This is a genomic window from Rhodococcus ruber (genome assembly GCF_016804345.1).
Taxonomy (GTDB): Bacteria; Actinomycetota; Actinomycetes; order Mycobacteriales; family Mycobacteriaceae; genus Rhodococcus; species Rhodococcus ruber.
The window spans coordinates 1,767,535-1,784,543 of sequence record NZ_CP044211.1; the positions used below are offsets into that span (position 1 = coordinate 1,767,535).

The 17,009-nt window shown below is 70.3% G+C and carries 17 protein-coding genes; 8 read left to right on the top strand and 9 right to left on the bottom strand.

Features of this window, described 5'->3' with window-relative positions; genetic code table 11:
• Positions 1 to 75 precede the first annotated feature (75 nt).
• Together greA and F1734_RS08340 are read right to left on the bottom strand one after the other, a co-directional pair.
• Entirely contained in the window at positions 76 to 570 is a 495-nt protein-coding gene (gene greA / locus F1734_RS08335) for a transcription elongation factor GreA (RefSeq protein ID WP_003935085.1), read from the bottom strand.
• A 223-nt stretch (positions 571 to 793) separates the two neighbouring features.
• Positions 794 to 1,225: a DUF4307 domain-containing protein gene (locus F1734_RS08340; RefSeq protein ID WP_010592888.1), complete on the bottom strand. Its 432-nt coding sequence runs from the start codon at positions 1,223 to 1,225 to the stop codon at positions 794 to 796.
• Positions 1,226 to 1,379: 154 nt separating this feature from the next.
• Here F1734_RS08340 and mca point away from each other — a divergent pair, with 154 nt between their 5' ends.
• From mca to F1734_RS08355, 3 genes are read left to right on the top strand one after another with little or no spacing between them, the layout of a single operon-like run.
• Entirely contained in the window at positions 1,380 to 2,258 is an 879-nt protein-coding gene (gene mca / locus F1734_RS08345) for a mycothiol conjugate amidase Mca (protein WP_026137642.1), read from the top strand.
• On the top strand, positions 2,255 to 2,530 hold the full coding sequence (locus tag F1734_RS08350) for a hypothetical protein (RefSeq protein ID WP_006940388.1): 276 nt from the start codon (positions 2,255 to 2,257) through the stop codon (positions 2,528 to 2,530). The genes mca and F1734_RS08350 overlap by 4 nt, the downstream gene beginning before the upstream one ends.
• 10 nt (positions 2,531 to 2,540) lie before the next feature.
• Positions 2,541 to 4,568, top strand: a complete 2,028-nt coding sequence (locus F1734_RS08355; RefSeq protein ID WP_048771873.1) for a thioredoxin domain-containing protein — start codon at positions 2,541 to 2,543, stop codon at positions 4,566 to 4,568.
• 12 nt (positions 4,569 to 4,580) lie between these two features.
• On the opposite strand, the gene F1734_RS08360 is transcribed toward F1734_RS08355, so the two are convergent.
• Together F1734_RS08360 and trhA are read right to left on the bottom strand one after the other, a co-directional pair.
• Positions 4,581 to 5,495: a mechanosensitive ion channel family protein gene (locus F1734_RS08360; protein ID WP_203011513.1), complete on the bottom strand. Its 915-nt coding sequence runs from the start codon at positions 5,493 to 5,495 to the stop codon at positions 4,581 to 4,583.
• 62 nt (positions 5,496 to 5,557) lie between these two features.
• A complete protein-coding gene (gene trhA, locus F1734_RS08365) occupies positions 5,558 to 6,226 on the bottom strand; it encodes a PAQR family membrane homeostasis protein TrhA (RefSeq protein WP_203011514.1) in 669 nt (222 codons plus the stop codon).
• A gap of 159 nt (positions 6,227 to 6,385) precedes the next feature.
• Here trhA and F1734_RS08370 point away from each other — a divergent pair, with 159 nt between their 5' ends.
• Positions 6,386 to 7,153, top strand: a complete 768-nt coding sequence (locus F1734_RS08370) for an isoprenyl transferase (protein WP_010592881.1) — start codon at positions 6,386 to 6,388, stop codon at positions 7,151 to 7,153.
• A 61-nt stretch (positions 7,154 to 7,214) separates the two neighbouring features.
• On the opposite strand, the gene coaA is transcribed toward F1734_RS08370, so the two are convergent.
• The gene (coaA, locus tag F1734_RS08375) at positions 7,215 to 8,147 is read right to left on the bottom strand and encodes a type I pantothenate kinase (RefSeq protein WP_003935077.1); all 933 of its coding nucleotides are present in this window, start codon (positions 8,145 to 8,147) and stop codon (positions 7,215 to 7,217) included.
• Between the two features lie 172 nt (positions 8,148 to 8,319).
• On the opposite strand from coaA, the gene F1734_RS08380 reads away from it, so the two are divergent.
• From F1734_RS08380 to F1734_RS08390, 3 genes are all read left to right on the top strand, one after another.
• On the top strand, positions 8,320 to 9,522 hold the full coding sequence (locus F1734_RS08380) for a hypothetical protein (RefSeq protein ID WP_010592880.1): 1,203 nt from the start codon (positions 8,320 to 8,322) through the stop codon (positions 9,520 to 9,522).
• 98 nt (positions 9,523 to 9,620) lie between these two features.
• Positions 9,621 to 10,916: a serine hydroxymethyltransferase gene (gene glyA / locus F1734_RS08385; protein ID WP_010592879.1), complete on the top strand. Its 1,296-nt coding sequence runs from the start codon at positions 9,621 to 9,623 to the stop codon at positions 10,914 to 10,916.
• Positions 10,917 to 11,182: 266 nt separating this feature from the next.
• Positions 11,183 to 12,538 (top strand): PhoH family protein, encoded by a 1,356-nt coding sequence (locus F1734_RS08390; RefSeq protein ID WP_172603586.1) that lies wholly within the window; start codon positions 11,183 to 11,185, stop codon positions 12,536 to 12,538.
• Between the two features lie 102 nt (positions 12,539 to 12,640).
• On the opposite strand, the gene F1734_RS08395 is transcribed toward F1734_RS08390, so the two are convergent.
• From F1734_RS08395 to F1734_RS08405, 3 genes are read right to left on the bottom strand one after another with little or no spacing between them, the layout of a single operon-like run.
• The gene (locus F1734_RS08395; RefSeq protein ID WP_010592877.1) at positions 12,641 to 13,051 is read right to left on the bottom strand and encodes a carboxymuconolactone decarboxylase family protein; all 411 of its coding nucleotides are present in this window, start codon (positions 13,049 to 13,051) and stop codon (positions 12,641 to 12,643) included.
• Between the two features lie 52 nt (positions 13,052 to 13,103).
• Entirely contained in the window at positions 13,104 to 13,529 is a 426-nt protein-coding gene (locus tag F1734_RS08400) for a limonene-1,2-epoxide hydrolase family protein (protein WP_010592876.1), read from the bottom strand.
• The gene (locus F1734_RS08405; protein WP_203011515.1) at positions 13,526 to 15,139 is read right to left on the bottom strand and encodes a serine hydrolase; all 1,614 of its coding nucleotides are present in this window, start codon (positions 15,137 to 15,139) and stop codon (positions 13,526 to 13,528) included. The genes F1734_RS08400 and F1734_RS08405 overlap by 4 nt, the downstream gene beginning before the upstream one ends.
• Before the next feature lie 254 nt (positions 15,140 to 15,393).
• Here F1734_RS08405 and F1734_RS08410 point away from each other — a divergent pair, with 254 nt between their 5' ends.
• Entirely contained in the window at positions 15,394 to 15,981 is a 588-nt protein-coding gene (locus F1734_RS08410) for an LGFP repeat-containing protein (protein WP_010592874.1), read from the top strand.
• 19 nt (positions 15,982 to 16,000) lie between these two features.
• On the opposite strand, the gene F1734_RS08415 is transcribed toward F1734_RS08410, so the two are convergent.
• Positions 16,001 to 16,984 (bottom strand): NADPH:quinone oxidoreductase family protein, encoded by a 984-nt coding sequence (locus F1734_RS08415; RefSeq protein ID WP_010592873.1) that lies wholly within the window; start codon positions 16,982 to 16,984, stop codon positions 16,001 to 16,003.
• Positions 16,985 to 17,009: the final 25 nt, after the last annotated feature.

Consider the following 17,009-nt stretch of genomic DNA (forward strand, 5'->3'; position numbering starts at 1 on the left):
GAGAAGGGTCCGACCGGAGGCGCCGGTCGGACCCTTCTCGCATGTCGGTCGAGCCGCACGACGGCTCGCCGTCGGTCAGCTGTGGTACGGCTCCGCGCTGACGAGCGTCACCTTCATGGTGCTGCCGTTGGGGAGCGTGTACTCGCGGGTCTCGCCGACCTTCGCGTCGATCAGGGCACCGCCCAGCGGGGAGCTGGGGGAGTAGATCTCGATCTCGTTGCCCCGGGCGCCCTCCTCGCGGGTGGCGATGAGGAACGTCTCCTTGTCGCTTTCGTCGCCGTCGTAGTAGACCGTGACGACCGAGCCGGGCAGCGCGACGCCGGACTGCGTGGGCGCGACACCGACCTTCGCGTTGTTCAGCAGTTCCTGCAGCTGACGAATCCGGGCCTCTTGCTGACCCTGCTCCTCGCGAGCGGCGTGGTATCCACCGTTCTCCTTGAGGTCGCCCTCCTCGCGGCGCTCGTTGATCTCGGCCGCGATGACGGGACGATTCGCGATGAGCTGGTCGAGTTCTGCCTTGAGTCGGTCGTACGACTCCTGTGTCAGCCAGGTCACCTGGGTCTCGGTCATCCTCGATCACTTCCTTCGGGTTGGAGCTCCCGGCTCCGTCGACTGGTCGCCGCAACTCGCAGCGACGACGGCAACGCGGATCCCTCGAACGTTCCCCCCAAGCCAGTGGCGAACAGGACCGCACTGCTTCCTATGCAGCAATACACGGCCCCAAAGGGTGGAACCGTGTATCAGGCAATTCTAGCACCAACGTGGTCGCGACCACGGAATCCGCAGCGTGCGGTCAGTGCGCGCGCAGGTATTCGGGCACGTCGAAGCTGCAGCCGTACATGTCCGCCATGCCCGGCCGCTGCGACGTGACCACCGGCGCGTCCATCAGCAGGGTGCCGGACTCGGACGACGGGATCAGCACCTCGCGCCGGCCCGTCTCGGATCCGTCCTTCGACCGCGAGCGGATGATGCACACCGCCTCCTGCGACGGGTCCTTCCGCGTCACGGTGAACTGCACCTGCACGGTCGAGTCGTCGACGACGGTGTAGGTGACGACCTCGCTCTCGATGTCCGGGGTGCCGAACTTCTGGTAGAGCAGGAACGCCGCGAGCACCCCGGCGACGAGCCCGACGGCGACCAGTGCCCACAGCCAGGTGCGGCGGGATCCGCCCGTCGCCGGGTAGCGGTCGGTCGGGTAGCGGTCGGTCGGGGTGGTGTCGGTCATCACACTTACTTTCGTGCACCCGCGGGCGCAGCGGGGGCGTGGCTGACGAGGGACGTGTCAGGTGGAACTATAGGGGAGGAACCCAGGACACCGGCCCGCAGTGCCGGTGGTCCGGGTAGCGACGATGCAGCCGACGGCGAGGTGGAGGAAAGACGTGAGCGGACTACGGCTCATGGCCGTGCATGCCCATCCCGATGACGAGTCGAGCAAGGGTGCCGCCACGACGGCCCGCTATGCCGCGGAAGGGCACGAGGTGCTGGTGGTCACCCTGACCGGGGGTGAACGCGGCGACATTCTCAACCCCGCGATGGACATCCCCGGGATCCGGGACCGCATGCCCGAGGTCCGGCGCGAGGAGATGGCCGCGGCCGCCCGCATCCTGGGGGTGCAGCAGCGGTGGCTCGGGTTCGTCGACTCGGGGCTGCCGGAGGGCGACCCGAAGCCGCCGCTGCCCGAGGGTTGCTTCGCGCTGGTGCCGCTCGAGGAACCGACCCGCAAGCTCGTCGAGGTGATCCGGGAGTTCCGGCCGCACGTGATGACCACGTACGACGAGAACGGCGGCTACCCGCACCCCGACCACATCCGGTGCCACGAGGTGTCCGTCGCGGCGTACGAGGCGGCCGGTGACCCGGACCGCTTCCCCGAGGCCGGACCGGCGTGGAAGGTGCAGAAGCTGTACTACTCGCACGGGTTCATCCGCAAGCGCCTGGAGCTGTTCCGCGAGGAGTACGAGCGGCGGGGCGAGCCGTTCCCGATGGAGGAATGGCTCAAGCGGTGGCGCACCGAGCAGGGCGACATCATGGCGCGGGTGACCACGCAGATCACCTGCAGCGACTACTTCCCGAAGCGGGACGACGCGCTCCGCGCCCACGCGACGCAGATCGATCCCAACGGCTCCTTCTTCGCCGTGCCGCTGGACATCCAGCAGAAGGTGTGGCCGACGGAAGAATTCGAATTGGCCAAGACCCGCGTGCACACGGCGATCCCCGAAACGGATCTGTTCGCGGGCATCGAGGACGGACAGGTGAGATGACGGTAGGCATGCTGGCGGCCGAGGTCCTGGCCCAGGACCCCACCGGCCCCGAATTCGGCAAGGCGTCGCCGCTCGGTCTCGCGCTCATCGTGATCCTGCTCGTGGCCACCGCCCTGCTGATCCGCTCGATGAACAAGCGGCTCGGCAAGCTGCCGGAGACGTTCGAGCCCGAGCACCCCGAGCCGGACCAGGCCGCGGACGAGGGGACCGATCGCGGGGCCGCGGAGAGCCGCAAACCCGACCACCCCCAGCCCCCGATGGCCACGAACTGACGGACGCGTCGTGACACCCCCGGAGGCCTCGGCGCCCGACACCCGCCACCGGAACACCCTCGGCGAGGCGACCAGCCCCTACCTGCGGCAGCACGCCGACAATCCGGTGCACTGGCACCAGTGGGGCGAGGAGGCGCTGAGCTGGGCCCGCGAGCGGGACGTGCCGGTTCTGCTCTCCGTGGGGTACGCGGCGTGCCACTGGTGCCACGTGATGGCGCACGAGTCGTTCGAGGACGAGGCCACCGCCGCGTCGATGAACGAGCACTTCGTGTGCATCAAGGTCGACCGGGAGGAACGCCCGGACATCGACGCGATCTACATGAACGCCACCGTCGCGATGACCGGGCAGGGCGGCTGGCCGATGACGTGCTTCCTCACCCCGGACGGCGCTCCGTTCTACTGCGGCACCTACTACCCGAAGATGCCGCGCGGCGGCATGCCGTCGTTCGCCCAGCTGCTCGAGGCGATCTCCGACACCTGGCGCAACCGTCGCGCAGACGTGCACCGCTCCGCCGTGGCGATCGTCTCGGAACTGCGCCGCGGCAGCGGCGGGCTCGCGCCCGGCGAGCGGCCGGTGGACGCCGCCCTGCTCGATGCCGCCGACGCCTCCGTCGCCGCCGACGAGGACGCGGTGCACGGCGGGTTCGGGGGCGCCCCGAAGTTTCCGCCGTCCGCGCTGCTCGAGGGCCTGCTGCGCGGATACGAGCGCAGCGGGAACCCGGCCGTGCTCTCCCTCGTCGAACGGACGGCCGAGGCGATGGCGCGCGGCGGCATCTACGACCAGCTGGCCGGCGGTTTCGCCCGCTACAGCGTCGACGCCGGGTGGGTGGTTCCGCACTTCGAGAAGATGCTCTACGACAACGCGCTGCTGTTGCGGATGTACGCGCACCTCGCGCGACGGACGTCGGCGCCCTGGGTGCGACGGGTCACCGAGGAGACCGTCGAGTTCCTGCTGCGGGACCTGCGCACCGCCGGACGATGCTTCGCCTCGGCGCTCGACGCCGACACCGACGGGGTCGAGGGCCTGACCTACGTGTGGACACCCGCGCAGCTGGCCGAGGTCCTCGGTGACGACGACGCGCAGTGGGCGGCCGAGCTGTTCACCGTGACCGGCGCCGGCACCTTCGAACACGGCTCGTCGGTGCTGCAGCTGCTCGCCGAGCCGGACGATGCCGAACGCTACGAGCGGGTGCGGGCCGAGCTGTTCGCCGCCCGGCTGCAGCGTCCGCAACCCGGCCGCGACGACAAGGTCGTCACGGCGTGGAACGGTTTCGCGATCACCGCGCTGGCCGAGGCCGGCGCCGCGTCCGGTCGGGCCGACTGGGTCGAGGCGGCCGTCGACTGCGCGCGGGCACTGCTCGACCTGCACGTGGTGGACGGACGGCTGCGACGGGCCTCCCTCGGCGGCACGGTCGGTGCCCCGGCGGGTGTGCTCGAGGACTACGGCGCCCTCGTCACCGCCCTGCTCGCGGTGTACCAGGCGACGGGTGACGCCGCGTGGCTGAGCCCGGCCCGGGAGCTCGCCGACGTGGCGCTGACCCATTTCCAGGATCCGGCACGGCCCGGTAGTTGGTTCGACACCGCCGACGATGCCGAAACCCTGGTGGCGCGGCCGCGGGATCCGATCGACAGCGCCACCCCGTCGGGGGCGGCGCTGATCTGCGAAGCCCTGCTCACCCTCGCCGCGGTCGTGCCCGAGGACCCGCGGTACACGGATGCGGCGGACGCGTCGCTGCGGTCCGCGGTGGTGCTGCTCGAACGGGCGCCGCGTTCGGCCGGGCACTGGCTGGCCGTCGCCGAGGCGGCGGTGCGCGGACCCGTCCAGGTGGCGGCGGTCGGCGGCGGCGAACTGCTCGCCGTCGCGCGGCAGGCAGCTCCCGGCGGCGCCGTCGTGGTCGGCGGGGATCCGGACTCGTCACCGTTGCTGGCCGACCGACCGCTGGTCGACGGACGTCCGGCGGCGTACGTGTGCCGCGGATACGTGTGCGACCGGCCCGTCACGACGGCGGCCGAACTGCGCGCGGCGCTCTCGGCGTGAGCGATCCGGATCTCAGTCGGCGCGGGACGAGGCCAGCAGAGCCGGCAGGGGAGCATCGATGCTGTTGTCGTCGAACGCCTCGAGCACGGCGCGGGCGATCGCGCGCTGCACGGCCCACTGCTTGCCGGCACGGGTGCGCACCGTGATCCGCAGCGTCACCGATTCGGGGGTGACGGAGTTGACGCCGAGCATCTCGGGCGGCTCGAGGACGTCGCGGGCCAGGTCGTCGCGTTCGACCGTCTCGAGCGCGGCGCGCAGCGCCACCTCGCACGCCCGGTGGACGTTGGCGGCGTGGGCGATGGGGGCGTCGACGACGGCGACGGCGTAACCCTGGCTCATGTTGCCCACGCGCAGGATCTCGCCGTTGCGGCAGTACCAGAGGGTGCCGCTGATGTCGCGGACGGTGGTGACCCGCAGGCCGACCGATTCCACGGTGCCGACCGCGTCGCCCAGGTCGACGACGTCGCCGACGCCGTACTGGTCCTCGAGCAGCATGAACATTCCGGAGATGAAGTCACGCACCAGGTTCTGCGCACCGAAACCGAGGGCCACGCCGACGATGCCGGCGGACGCGATGAACGGTGCGACGTTCAGTCCGAGGGTGCCCAGTATCTGCAGGACGCACCAGACGAGCAGCACGACGGAGACACCGGACTTGAGCACCGAGCCGATCGTCTCGGCGCGCTGCGTGCGCCGCTCGTTGACCAGCACACCCGGCAGGCCCTTCGGGGCGCGTTCCTGGAAGGGGCGGAGCAGGCCGGGCTTGCTGCTCTGGTGCCGCGGCTTCGTCATCCGGTCGATGAACCGGTGCAGCACGAACCTCAGGATGAGCGCCACCAGGACGTATCCCGCGATCGCCAGCGGCCGCTCGACGAGCCACTCACGGTTGGTGTCGGTCAATTCGAATGCCAGTCGCTGAACAATCATCCCGGCCGAGTCTACGGATCCGTGACGTGGCTGCCACCGATGTGATCTTCGTCCGATCGGGTTTACCCGAACACCACCAGCCACACGGCGACGGCATGGCAGAGGGCGGCGAGCACCGTCGCCGCATGGAAGAACTCGTGGTAGCCGAAGACGTGCGGCCACGGGTCGGGCCACTTCGTGGCGTAGAGGATCGCGCCGATGCTGTAGAGGATTCCCCCGACCAGCAGCAGCACCATGGGGACGATGCCCGCCTCGTCGGTCAGCTGGCCGGCGACGGGGACGATCGCCCAGCCGAGCAACAGGTACAGCGGGACACCCACCCAGCGGGGCGCGGTGGGCCAGAGCATCTTCAGGGCCACGCCGGCGAGGGCCCCGGTCCACACCACCGTCAGCAGCGTGCGGCCGGTGTCCGGGGGCAGCGCCAGCGTCGCGAAGGGGGTGTAGCTGCCGGCGATGAACAGGAAGATCATCGAATGGTCCGCGCGTTTCATCCACGTGCGCGCCCGCGGGTCGTGCCAGTGGACCCGGTGGTAGAGGGCGCTCACGCCGAACACCCCGCACACGGTGAGGCTGTAGATCACCGTCGACCAGCCCGCGGGCGGATCGGCCACGGTCTGCGACAGGACCACCAGCACGGCGCCGGCCACCACGGCCACGCCGAACGCCCACAGATGGATCCAGCCGCGCATCCGCGGCTTCACGGGCAGTTCGTCGATCCCGAATACCGTCATGGCCGGGCCTCCCTTCGGTACCGAAGAGTAACCTACGCTTCCGTAACTTTCTCGGCGTGTCGGGGCGGGGGCGGGGAGCCGCGTTCGAGGGACGCACCCGACCGCCGTCGCGCCCGGAGGGCATCGTGAGCGTAATGTGACCCGCGTGGTGATCTCGGGGTGAACGCGCGCGGCCTGCTGTACCAGCTCTACGAACGACGGCTGCTGAGCAAGCTGGACGGCGCCCAGCACCCCCGGCACGTCGCCGTGATGTGCGACGGCAACCGTCGCTGGGCCCGCGAGAACGGGTTCACCGACGTCAGTCACGGGCACCGCATGGGCGCACTCAAGATCGCCGAACTGCTGAGCTGGTGCGATGCCGCCGGCATCGAGCGGGCCACCATCTACCTGCTCTCCACGGAGAATCTGCAGCGTGAACCCGAGGAGCTCGAGGCGCTGCTCGAGATCATCACCGACGTCGTCGAGGAGATCTCGGGCCCGGAACAGAACTGGAGCGTGAAGATCGTCGGCACGCTCGACCTGCTGCCGGACGAACTGAGCCGGCGCCTGAGCGAGGCCGCCGAGCGCACGCAGGGCCGGACCGGCACCCACGTCAACGTCGCGGTCGGCTACGGCGGCCGGCAGGAGATCGCCGACGCCGTGCAGGCTCTGCTGCGGGCCAAGCAGCGCGAGGGGCTCGACGGCGAGGGCCTGGTCGAGGCCGTCACGGTCGAGGCCATCAGCGATCATCTCTACACCTCGGGGCAGCCCGACCCCGACCTGGTCATCCGGACCTCCGGCGAGCAACGGCTCTCGGGCTTCCTGCTGTGGCAGAGCGCGTACTCCGAGATCTGGTTCACCGAGGCCTACTGGCCGGAGTTCCGGCGCGTCGACTTCCTGCGCGCGCTGCGCGACTTCGCGGCGCGGCACCGCCGCTTCGGCGCCTAACCGCCGGTGCGTCCTTTGGGCTGTCCCCGCAGCCCAAAGGACGCACCGGCGGCGAAGCCGCCTACAGCTTGCGCAGGCGCAGACGGTTGATCGAATGGTCGGAGTCCTTGCGCAGGACCAGCGTTGCGCGCGGCCGCGTCGGCAGGATGTTCTCCACCAGGTTCGGCCGGTTGATCGAGTGCCAGATCTCCTTCGCGGCGCCCACGGCGTCGCGGTCCGACAGGTTCGCGTAGTGGTGGAAATGCGCCTCGGGATCGGAGAACGCCGTCTTGCGGAGCGCGAGAAACCGCTCCACATACCATTTCTCGATGTCCTCGAGGCGGGCGTCGACGTAGATCGAGAAGTCGAACAGGTCCGACACCATCAGCCGCGGACCGGTCTGCAGGACGTTCAGGCCCTCGATGATGAGGATGTCCGGTTGCCGCACCACGTGATACTGGCCCGGGATGATGTCGTAGGAGATGTGCGAGTACACCGGGGCCGCCACCTCCGCGGCGCCGGACTTGACCTCGGTGACGAACCGGAGCAGTTTGCGCCGATCGTAACTCTCCGGAAACCCCTTGCGATGCATGATGTTCCGTCGCATCAGCTCCCGGGACGAGTACAGGAAGCCGTCGGTGGTCACCAGGTCCACCCGAGGGTGGTGTTCCCAGCGCGCCAGCAGTGCCTGCAGCACGCGCGCCGTGGTCGACTTGCCGACCGCGACCGAGCCGGCCACTCCGATCACGAACGGCACCTGCTGGTCCGGATGCTTCTCGCCGAGGAACGTGGCGGTCGCGGCGAACAGTCGCTGTCGTGCGGCGACCTGCAGATGGATCAGACGGGCCAGCGGGAGGTACACCTCCGCCACCTCCGCCAGATCGATCTGCTCGCCGAGGCCCCGCAGGCCGCGCAGCTCCTCCTCGGTCAGCACCAGCGGCGTCGACTTGCGCAGCGTCCGCCACTGCTTGCGGTCGAACTCGACGTACGGACTCGGCTCGCTCAAACGCGCCACCGGCACACTCCCGACTCGACGGGCCCGGCGGCACACCCCGGGTATGGCTCGCAGCGAAGGATGTCCATATCGGCCGATTGTGCTCGCTGACACATCCGCTCGCTGCGCGGGGTCCGGTTTCCGGGGTCGCCGACGGGCCGGGGGCCGGTTCGGGGGACTAGGGTGCGAGGGCATGGACCCGGACTCGCTGGTGCGTGAATACCTCCTGCTCGGCTTGGCGTTCGACCGGCTCGAGGAGGGTTTCGTCGACGCCTTCACCGGCGACCCGGAGCTGCGTCGCCGGGTGGAGAACGCGCCGGCCCCGGACCCTCGTGACTTGTCCCACACCGCACGGCGGCTGCGTGCCGAGCTGCCCGCGACGGGGCTCTCGGGTGAGCGCACCCGCTTCCTCGACGTGCACCTGCGCGCCCTCGACTGCTCGGCCCGCAAGTTCGCCGGCGAGGACATCGCCTTCGTCGAGGAGGTCGAGGCCTACTTCGACGTGCGTATCGGCCTGGGCGACGAGGACGCGTACCGCGACGCCCACCGGCGGATCGACGCGCTGCTGCCCGGCACTGGCCCGCTGGCCGAGCGGCTGCAGGCCCACCGCAAGTCCGAGGTCGTCCCTGCCGACCGCCTCGCCGAGTGCGTGGACGCATTCTCGAGCGCCCTGCGCGACAAGGTCCGCGCGGTGTTCCCGCTACCCGAGACCGAAACCGTCGAGTACGAGGTGGTCGGCGACAAGCCGTGGTCCGGGTTCAACTACTACCTGGGCCGCTACCGCTCTCGCGTCGCGATCAACTCCGATCTCGACCAGCACATGTCGCACCTGCCGCGGCTGATCGCGCACGAGTCCTATCCCGGCCACCACACCGAACATTGCCGCAAGGAGGCCGGACTGGTCGCCGGGGGGCACGACGAGCAGACCCTCTTCGTCGTGAACACCCCGCAGTGCCTCATGGCCGAGGGACTGGCAGACCTCGCGCTGGAGACGATCGTCGGACCGGGCTGGGGGCGGTGGGCGCAGGACATCTACGCCGACCTGGGCCTGCGGTTCGACGGTGAGCTCGCCGAGAAGCTGCACGAGGCGTCGGCCGGGTTGCTGAGCGTCCGCCAGGACGCCGCTCTGCTCCTGCACGACCGGGGACGCACCGGCGACGAGGTCGTCGCCTTCCTGCAGCGGTGGTCGTTGTCGAGTCCGGAACGGGCCCGGCAGTCGCTCCGCTTCCTGTCGTCGCCGTTGTGGCGCGCCTACATCAGCACCTACGTCGAGGGGTACCGCCTGCTCGGCGGCTGGCTGGCGCAGGCCCCGGCGGGCCCGGAACGCGTCGAACGGTTCCGTCGCCTGCTCGACGAACCCCTGGTGCCCGGCGTCCTGCGGTGCGAGCAGTCGTGACCTGCGCCGTCGCCCGAGGGGACCGGGTTCCTGGACCGGGGGTCGGGTTCGTAGACTGGTAGGTGAATTCCCGCCGTCCCCAGCTTGGAGAAACCTCGATGACCGTTGTGCCCGGCACCGACGTCAACACCGCCTCGCTCGCAGATCTCGACCCCGAGCTGGCGCAGGCCATGGCCGGCGAGCTGTCGCGCCAGCGTGACACGCTCGAGATGATCGCGTCGGAGAACTTCGTGCCGCGCGCGGTGCTCCAGGCGCAGGGCAGCGTGCTCACCAACAAGTACGCCGAGGGATACCCGGGACGCCGCTACTACGGCGGCTGCGAGAACGTCGACATCGTCGAGGACCTCGCCCGCACCCGCGCCAAGGAACTGTTCGGCGCCGAGTTCGCGAACGTCCAGCCCCACTCGGGGGCGCAGGCCAATGCGGCCGTGCTGATGGCGCTGATGAACCCGGGCGAGAAGCTGCTGGGGCTCGACCTCGCCCACGGCGGGCACCTGACCCACGGCATGAAGCTGAACTTCTCCGGCAAGCTGTACGACGTCGCGTCCTACGGGGTCAGCAAGGAGGACCACCGCGTCGACATGGACGAGGTCCGCTCGATCGCGCTGGCCGAGAAGCCGAAGGTCATCGTCGCCGGATGGTCCGCGTACCCGCGGCACGAGGACTTCGCGGCGTTCCGCTCCATCGCCGACGAGGTCGGTGCCTACCTGTGGGTCGACATGGCGCACTTCGCCGGTCTCGTCGCCGCCGGGCTGCACCCGTCGCCGGTGCCGTACGCGGACGTCGTGTCCACCACCGTCCACAAGACCCTCGGCGGTCCGCGCTCGGGTCTGATCCTCGCAAAGCAGGAGTGGGCCAAGAAGATCAACTCCGCGGTGTTCCCGGGCCAGCAGGGCGGCCCGCTCATGCACGTCATCGCCGCGAAGGCCGCCGCGCTGAAGATCGCCGCGAGCGAGGAGTTCAAGGACCGGCAGCGCCGGACCGTCTCCGGCGCGCAGATCCTCGCCGAGCGGCTGATGCAGTCCGACGTCACCGACAAGGGCATCACCGTGCTGACCGGCGGCACCGATGTGCACCTCGTCCTCGTCGACCTGCGTAATTCGCAGCTCGACGGCCAGCAGGGCGAGGACCTGCTGCACGAGATCGGCATCACGGTCAACCGCAACGCGGTGCCGTTCGACCCGCGTCCCCCGATGGTCACCTCCGGCCTGCGCATCGGCACCCCGGCGCTGGCCACCCGCGGCTTCGGGGACGAGCAGTTCACCGAGGTCGCCGACATCATCGCGGCCGCACTGACGGGTGCATCCGACGCCGCGGCGCTGCGCGGCCGGGTGAGCGCGCTCGCCGCCGCCGCGCCGCTGTACCAGGGTCTCGAGGACTGGAAACTGATCTAGGCGCGGCTCCCGGCACGTGCCGGGATTGCCACGTTTACCCAATCTTCACCGACACGCCTCTTCGCTCGTCGAGCGAACGGGGCGTGTCGGCGTTAGCGTCGGGGGTGTAGACGGCGCAGTTGCCGGCTACGCGGGAGGTCCTGATCGTGACTGTGACAGACAGAGCGAGGGGCCGGCACCCGGCCCTCGTGTCCCTCGTGGACACCAGGTTCGACCGGCCCATCGAACGAAGTCTGTGTGGTGCTACACAGGCCTAGGAGCCTCACGTGACTGCAACACGCTCCGTCCCCGCCCGCCGCTCCGGCCGGACCCCGGCGAAGAAACCCGATGTGCGCACCTACGTGCTGGACACCTCCGTGTTGCTCTCCGATCCGTGGGCGGTGACCCGCTTCGCCGAGCACGAAGTGGTGCTACCCCTCGTCGTGATCGGCGAACTCGAAGGCAAGCGGCACCATCACGAACTGGGTTGGTTCGCGAGGGAATCGTTGCGGCTGCTCGACGACCTGCGCCTGCAGCACGGGCGGCTCGATCAGCCCATTCCCATCGGGGACGCGGGAGGCACCCTGCACGTCGAGCTCAACCACACCGACCCGCAGGTGCTGCCGGCCGGATTCCGCACCGAGACCAACGATTCCCGGATCCTGGCGTGCGCGCTGAACCTCGCCGGCGACGGGCACGACGTGGTGCTGGTCAGCAAGGACATCCCGCTCCGGGTCAAGGCCGGCGCCGTCGGGCTCAGCGCCGACGAGTACCACGCCCAGGACGTGGTGACGTCGGGCTGGACCGGCATGACCGAACTCGAGGTGGACCGGACGCTGATCGACGACCTGTTCGCCGAGGGCATCGTCGACCTCGACACCGCGAGGGATCTGCCGTGCCACACCGGGATCCGTCTGCTGGGCGGCTCGTCCAGCGCGCTGGGCCGGGTCACGCCGGACAAGCGGGTGCAGCTGGTGCGCGGAGACCGGGAGGCGTTCGGGTTGCACGGGCGTTCCGCGGAGCAACGGGTGGCGCTGGACCTGCTGCTCGACGAGTCCGTCGGCATCGTCTCGCTCGGCGGTAAGGCGGGCACGGGTAAGTCGGCACTGGCCCTGACCGCGGGTCTCGAGGCCGTGCTGGAGCGGCGCACCCAGCGCAAGGTCGTGGTGTTCCGGCCGCTGTACGCCGTCGGAGGACAGGAACTCGGCTATCTCCCCGGCAGCGAGAGCGAGAAGATGGGGCCGTGGGCGCAGGCCGTGTTCGACACCCTCGACGGCCTTGCGAGCCCGGAGGTGATGGACGAGGTCATCAGCCGGGGCATGCTCGAAGTGCTTCCGCTGACCCATATCCGGGGCCGGTCGCTGCACGACTCGTTCGTGATCGTCGACGAGGCGCAGTCCCTCGAGCGCAACGTGCTGCTCACCGTGCTCTCCCGCCTCGGCGCCGGGTCACGGGTGGTGCTCACCCACGACGTCGCCCAGCGCGACAACCTCAGGGTGGGCCGCTACGACGGCGTCGCTGCGGTGATCGAGAAGCTCAAGGGGCACCCGCTTTTCGCGCATGTCACCTTGACCCGCAGTGAGCGTTCGCCGATCGCGGCGCTCGTGACGGAGATGCTCGAGGAGTTCGCACCCGGCGCCTGAGGCCGGCTGCCCGGTGGTGACCGAATGTCACATTGCGTCGATGTCATCGACGCAATGTGACATTCGGCCCACCACCAACGCCGTTCACACCGCGGCGGCGGGTCAGTCCTGCTCGGGGCGCGGACCGAGTTCGGCCTCGAGGACTTCCTGGACGACGCGCATCGCGGCCAGGCCGGCCGGGGCGCCGCAGTAGGCGCCCGCGTGGATGACCGCCTCGACGATCTCGGTGCGGGTCAATCCGTTCCGCAGGGCGCCGCGCACGTGCCCGCGCAGCTCGTTCTCCGCGCGCAGCGCGATCAGCATGCCGAGGTTGAGCAGGCTGCGGCTGCGACGGTCGAGTCCCGGCCGGGTCCACACCGAGCCCCATACGTGCTCGGTGACGAACTCCTGCATCTCCTCGGCGTCGGTGCCGCGGGCGCGGTCGAAGGCTCGCTCGACGAAGTCGGCGCCCATCACCTCGCTGCGGACCCGGACTCCGGCCTCGAACGCGGGCGTCCGGTCGGCGTCGGTCATCGTCGTGCTCCCTGCGTCGTCGCCGTCGAACGGTTCGACGGCCGAGGAGATTCTACGACCGGCGCAGCACCGCCCGGAGGACGCCGGCACCCGTGGCGCCGACGAGTGTGCCGACGTTGTAGTGGTCGTCCCACACCGTGATCTTCCCGTCGCGCAGCTCGAAGGTGCCGCACACCCAGAACCGGACGGACACCGGGCCGACGCGCATGACGTCGGTGCGCTCGGTGAGCACCACGTTTCCGGTCGCGGCGATGTGGTGGACGACGACGTCGAAGCCCAGCGACGGCCGGCGCAGGCCCTCGAGGATGCGCCGCACCCGGGGCAGGCCCCGCACGGTCGGCAGCGACGTGTTGTGCCAGGCGATGTCCGGGTCGAGGAGGGCGGTGGCTCGTTCCATGTCCTCGGCGACCATCGCGTCGAGGAATTCGCGGACGACGGCGACGGACTTCTCGTCCGCGACGGTTTCGGGTGCGGTCATGACGCTCCTGTTCGGGTGAAGGTTCCCAGGCCGTTCTCGTTCCAGTATTCGAACGTGACGCCGTCCGGGGTGAAGGTGGCGGTGGAGACCGTCCCGTCCGGGGCGTTCTCACCGCCCTCGATCGGGAAGGTGAACACGTCGCCGTCCCAGTGGTCGAGCCGGTATGTCTGTTCGGCGGGACCGATGGTGAGCACCAGGGCGCCCTCGCGTTCGTCGATCCGCGCGGGACCGTAGTACTCGCTGGTGTAGGCGCCGGTGTACTGCCCGAGCGGGCGGGCGGGGGTGGGGTTCGTCGGGGCGGTGCGCCCGACGAGCGAGCCCTTCGGGTCGTCGAACGTGGCGAAGCGCTGCTCGTACAGGTCGGTCCAGTCCTCCCGGATCTCCCCGAACTGCACGAGATCGGTGAACTCGGCGGCGAGGGTTTCCGGCACCCCGATCGGGGCGGCGTTGGTGAGCGCGACGATCGCGACGTCCGCCGACGGGATCGCGGTGAACGCGGTCGCGGCGCCCAGCGCGAACGCCCCGGAGTGGCTCAGCGTCACGCGCCCGGCTGGGCTCGTGCCCACGTTGAATCCGTACCCGTAGAACCCCGCCCGGCTGTCGACGGTGCCCGGCGGGCTCGCCACGGCCTGCGGGGACACCGCCGGGAGCAGGGCGTCCGCGTCGACGATGCGGCGGCCCTGGTACTCGCCGTCGCCGAGCAGCATCGTCAGCCACTGCGCGACATCGGTGACCGAGGCGCTCACCCCGCCGGCCGGGGACTGCGCGTCGGGATCGCGGACGGCGCGCGCGACGTAGTCGCCGTCGACGAGCTGATGGCCGACGGCCCGATTGGGCCGGGCCTCGTAGTCCTCGAATCGGGAACTGGTGGAAGTCATTCCGAGAGGCTCGTACAACGCCCGCTGCGACAGGTCCGCCCACTCGGCGCCGGACGCGTCGGCGACCGCCTGTGCCGCGGCGGTGAGCCCGAAGTTGGTGTACTCGTACGAATCACGGAACGGCCCGAGCGGCAGCAGGCGGAACCGGTCGAACACCTGCTCGCGGTCGAAACCGAGGTCCTCGAGTTCGTCGCCGGCGTGGTCGGGAAGTCCGGAACGATGGGCGTAGAGATCGCCGACGGTCACCCGGCTGGTCACGTACGGGTCCGCGAGCGCGAACCCCGGCAGGCGTTCGACCACCGGAGTGTCCCAGCCGATCACGCCCTCGCCGACCTGGCGGGCGACGACGGTGGCGCCGAGCGGCTTGGACATCGAGGCCAGTTGGAAGACGGTGTCGGCGTCCACCGCACCGTCGCGGCCGGCCTCGCGCACCCCGAACCCCTCCGCGTACACGATCTCACCGCGGTGCACGACCGCCACCGCCATTCCGGGAATGCCGGTCCGATCCATCAGCTCCCGGGCGAGGTCGTCGAGGCGAGCGACAGCGTCGTCGACCTGTCCGTCCGGGATGTCGATGCCTGCGACCTGCGGGGGAGAGAGGGACTGGGCTTCCGGCGAGGCCGGCGCCGAGGACGCCGGAGAGTCGGCGGTGTCGACCGAGACGCAGGCAGCCGACAGGATCGCCACGAGGGCGAGGGCGGCGCCGATCCGGCGACGACGGGGTGCGCGCATGTCACGGCCTTTCTCGTCCGTCGCATGGTATGCCCCCGGCTCGGTGCGCGGAAGACTCTCGAAGCCTCGGGCCCCGCAACGACGATCGTTGTGCAACCGTGACGTCCGGGCGCGGGGCCGGGGTCACCGCGACGACCAGCGCCGACGCCGGCGTGCGGCGCAGGGCCGCGGGCAGGTCCGGACGGAAACCGCCCGGGGCCCGGGGCCACTCGCTAGCGTCGAGACACCGGTGCCCGATCTCCGAGGAGGATGCCATGAACAGACGAGCCCGTCGCACCGCCACCGTGGCCGCGGCCGCTGCTGCCGCGGGACTGGTCCTGGCCGGCTGCAGCAGCGACGACGGCACCAGCGCCGAGGACGCCGTGGCCGGCGTGACCAGCGCGGCGGAATCGGCAGTCGAGCGCGCGACGTCCGCCGCGGAGTCCGCGGTCGAGGGCGCCACCGGGGCCGAGAACACGGAGCCGGGCGCCTCCGTCGAGGAGACGACGACCCTGCCGGGTGCGGGCGGCGGCGAGTACACCATCAGCGGGCCGATTCTGGCGAAGTACAACGAGATCGGCGGTGCCGACAGCCCGCTGGGCGCACCGACCGCGGATCAGCAGGATGTCGGCGACGGCTACGTCGCGGAGTTCGAGGGCGGCATCGTCGCCTGGAGCCCCGACACCGACGCGCACGTGGTGTGGGGCGAGATCCGCACCGCCTGGGAGGCCCAGGGCGGTGCGGGTGGCGAACTCGGATTCCCCATCAGCGACGAGCGGCCCATCCCGAACGGGCTCGAGAGCGAGTTCGAGATGGGCACCATCACCTATGTCGACGGTGCGACGCAGGTGATCCCGAAGTAGCCCGTCCGGATGCGGCCGGTCACGGCTGGAAGACGAGCCGGCCCACGGTGTGCCCGTCGCCGAGGCGGGCCACGCCGTCGGCGACGTCGTCGAGGGAGAGTCGCTCGCTGATCAGGGGCCGGATGGCGCCGTCGTCGGCGAGGCGGCACAGTTCCTCGTGGCAGGCCTCGATCGCGGCACGGTTGTACTGCCGGTACAGGCCCCAGTGCAGGCCGATGATCGAGTAGTTCTTGATGAGCGCGTGGTTCAGCGCCGGTTGCGGGATGGTGCCACCGGCGAACCCGATCACCAGGATGCGGCCCTCGAACGCGATGCACTTGGTGGAGCGGCTGTACGAGTCGCCGCCGACCGGGTCGTAGACCACGTCCGCACCGCGACCCGCGGTGACGTCCTTGACGACGTCGACGAAGTCTTCGCGGTGCCGGTCGACGACGACGTCGGCGCCGAGGGCCCGGCAGTAGTCGGCCTTCTCGGCGCCGCCGACGACACCGATGACGGTGGCGCCGGCGGCCTTGCCGAGTTGCACTGCGGCACTGCCGACGCCGCCGGCCGCGGCGTGCACGAGCAGGGTCTCCCCGGCCCGCAGCTGGGTGCGCCGGTGCAGGGCGAACCACGACGTCTGGTATCCGATCGACAACGCCGACGCTTCGGCGTCGTCGAGGGACGCCGGGGCGCGGTAGGCGTCCTCCTCCGGAACCACGGCGAGCTCGGCGAAACCGCCGAAGGGGAACTCGGGATTGCCGATGATCCGGTCGCCGACGGCGAAGCGGGTGACGCCCTCGCCGACCGCGACGACCGTCCCGGCCAGTTCGACGCCGGGGGTGAAGGGCAGTTCCGGCTTCATCTGGTACTGCCCGCGGCACAGCAGCACGTCGGGGAAGTTGGCCGGCGTCGCGGCGACGCGCACCACGAGCCGTCCGGGGCCTGCCTCCGGATCGGGGACGTCGACGAGTTGCAGCGCTTCCTTGGGCTCGCCCACTTCGTGAATTCGCCAGGCCTTCATGGGATTACCTTTCCATCGAGTTCGG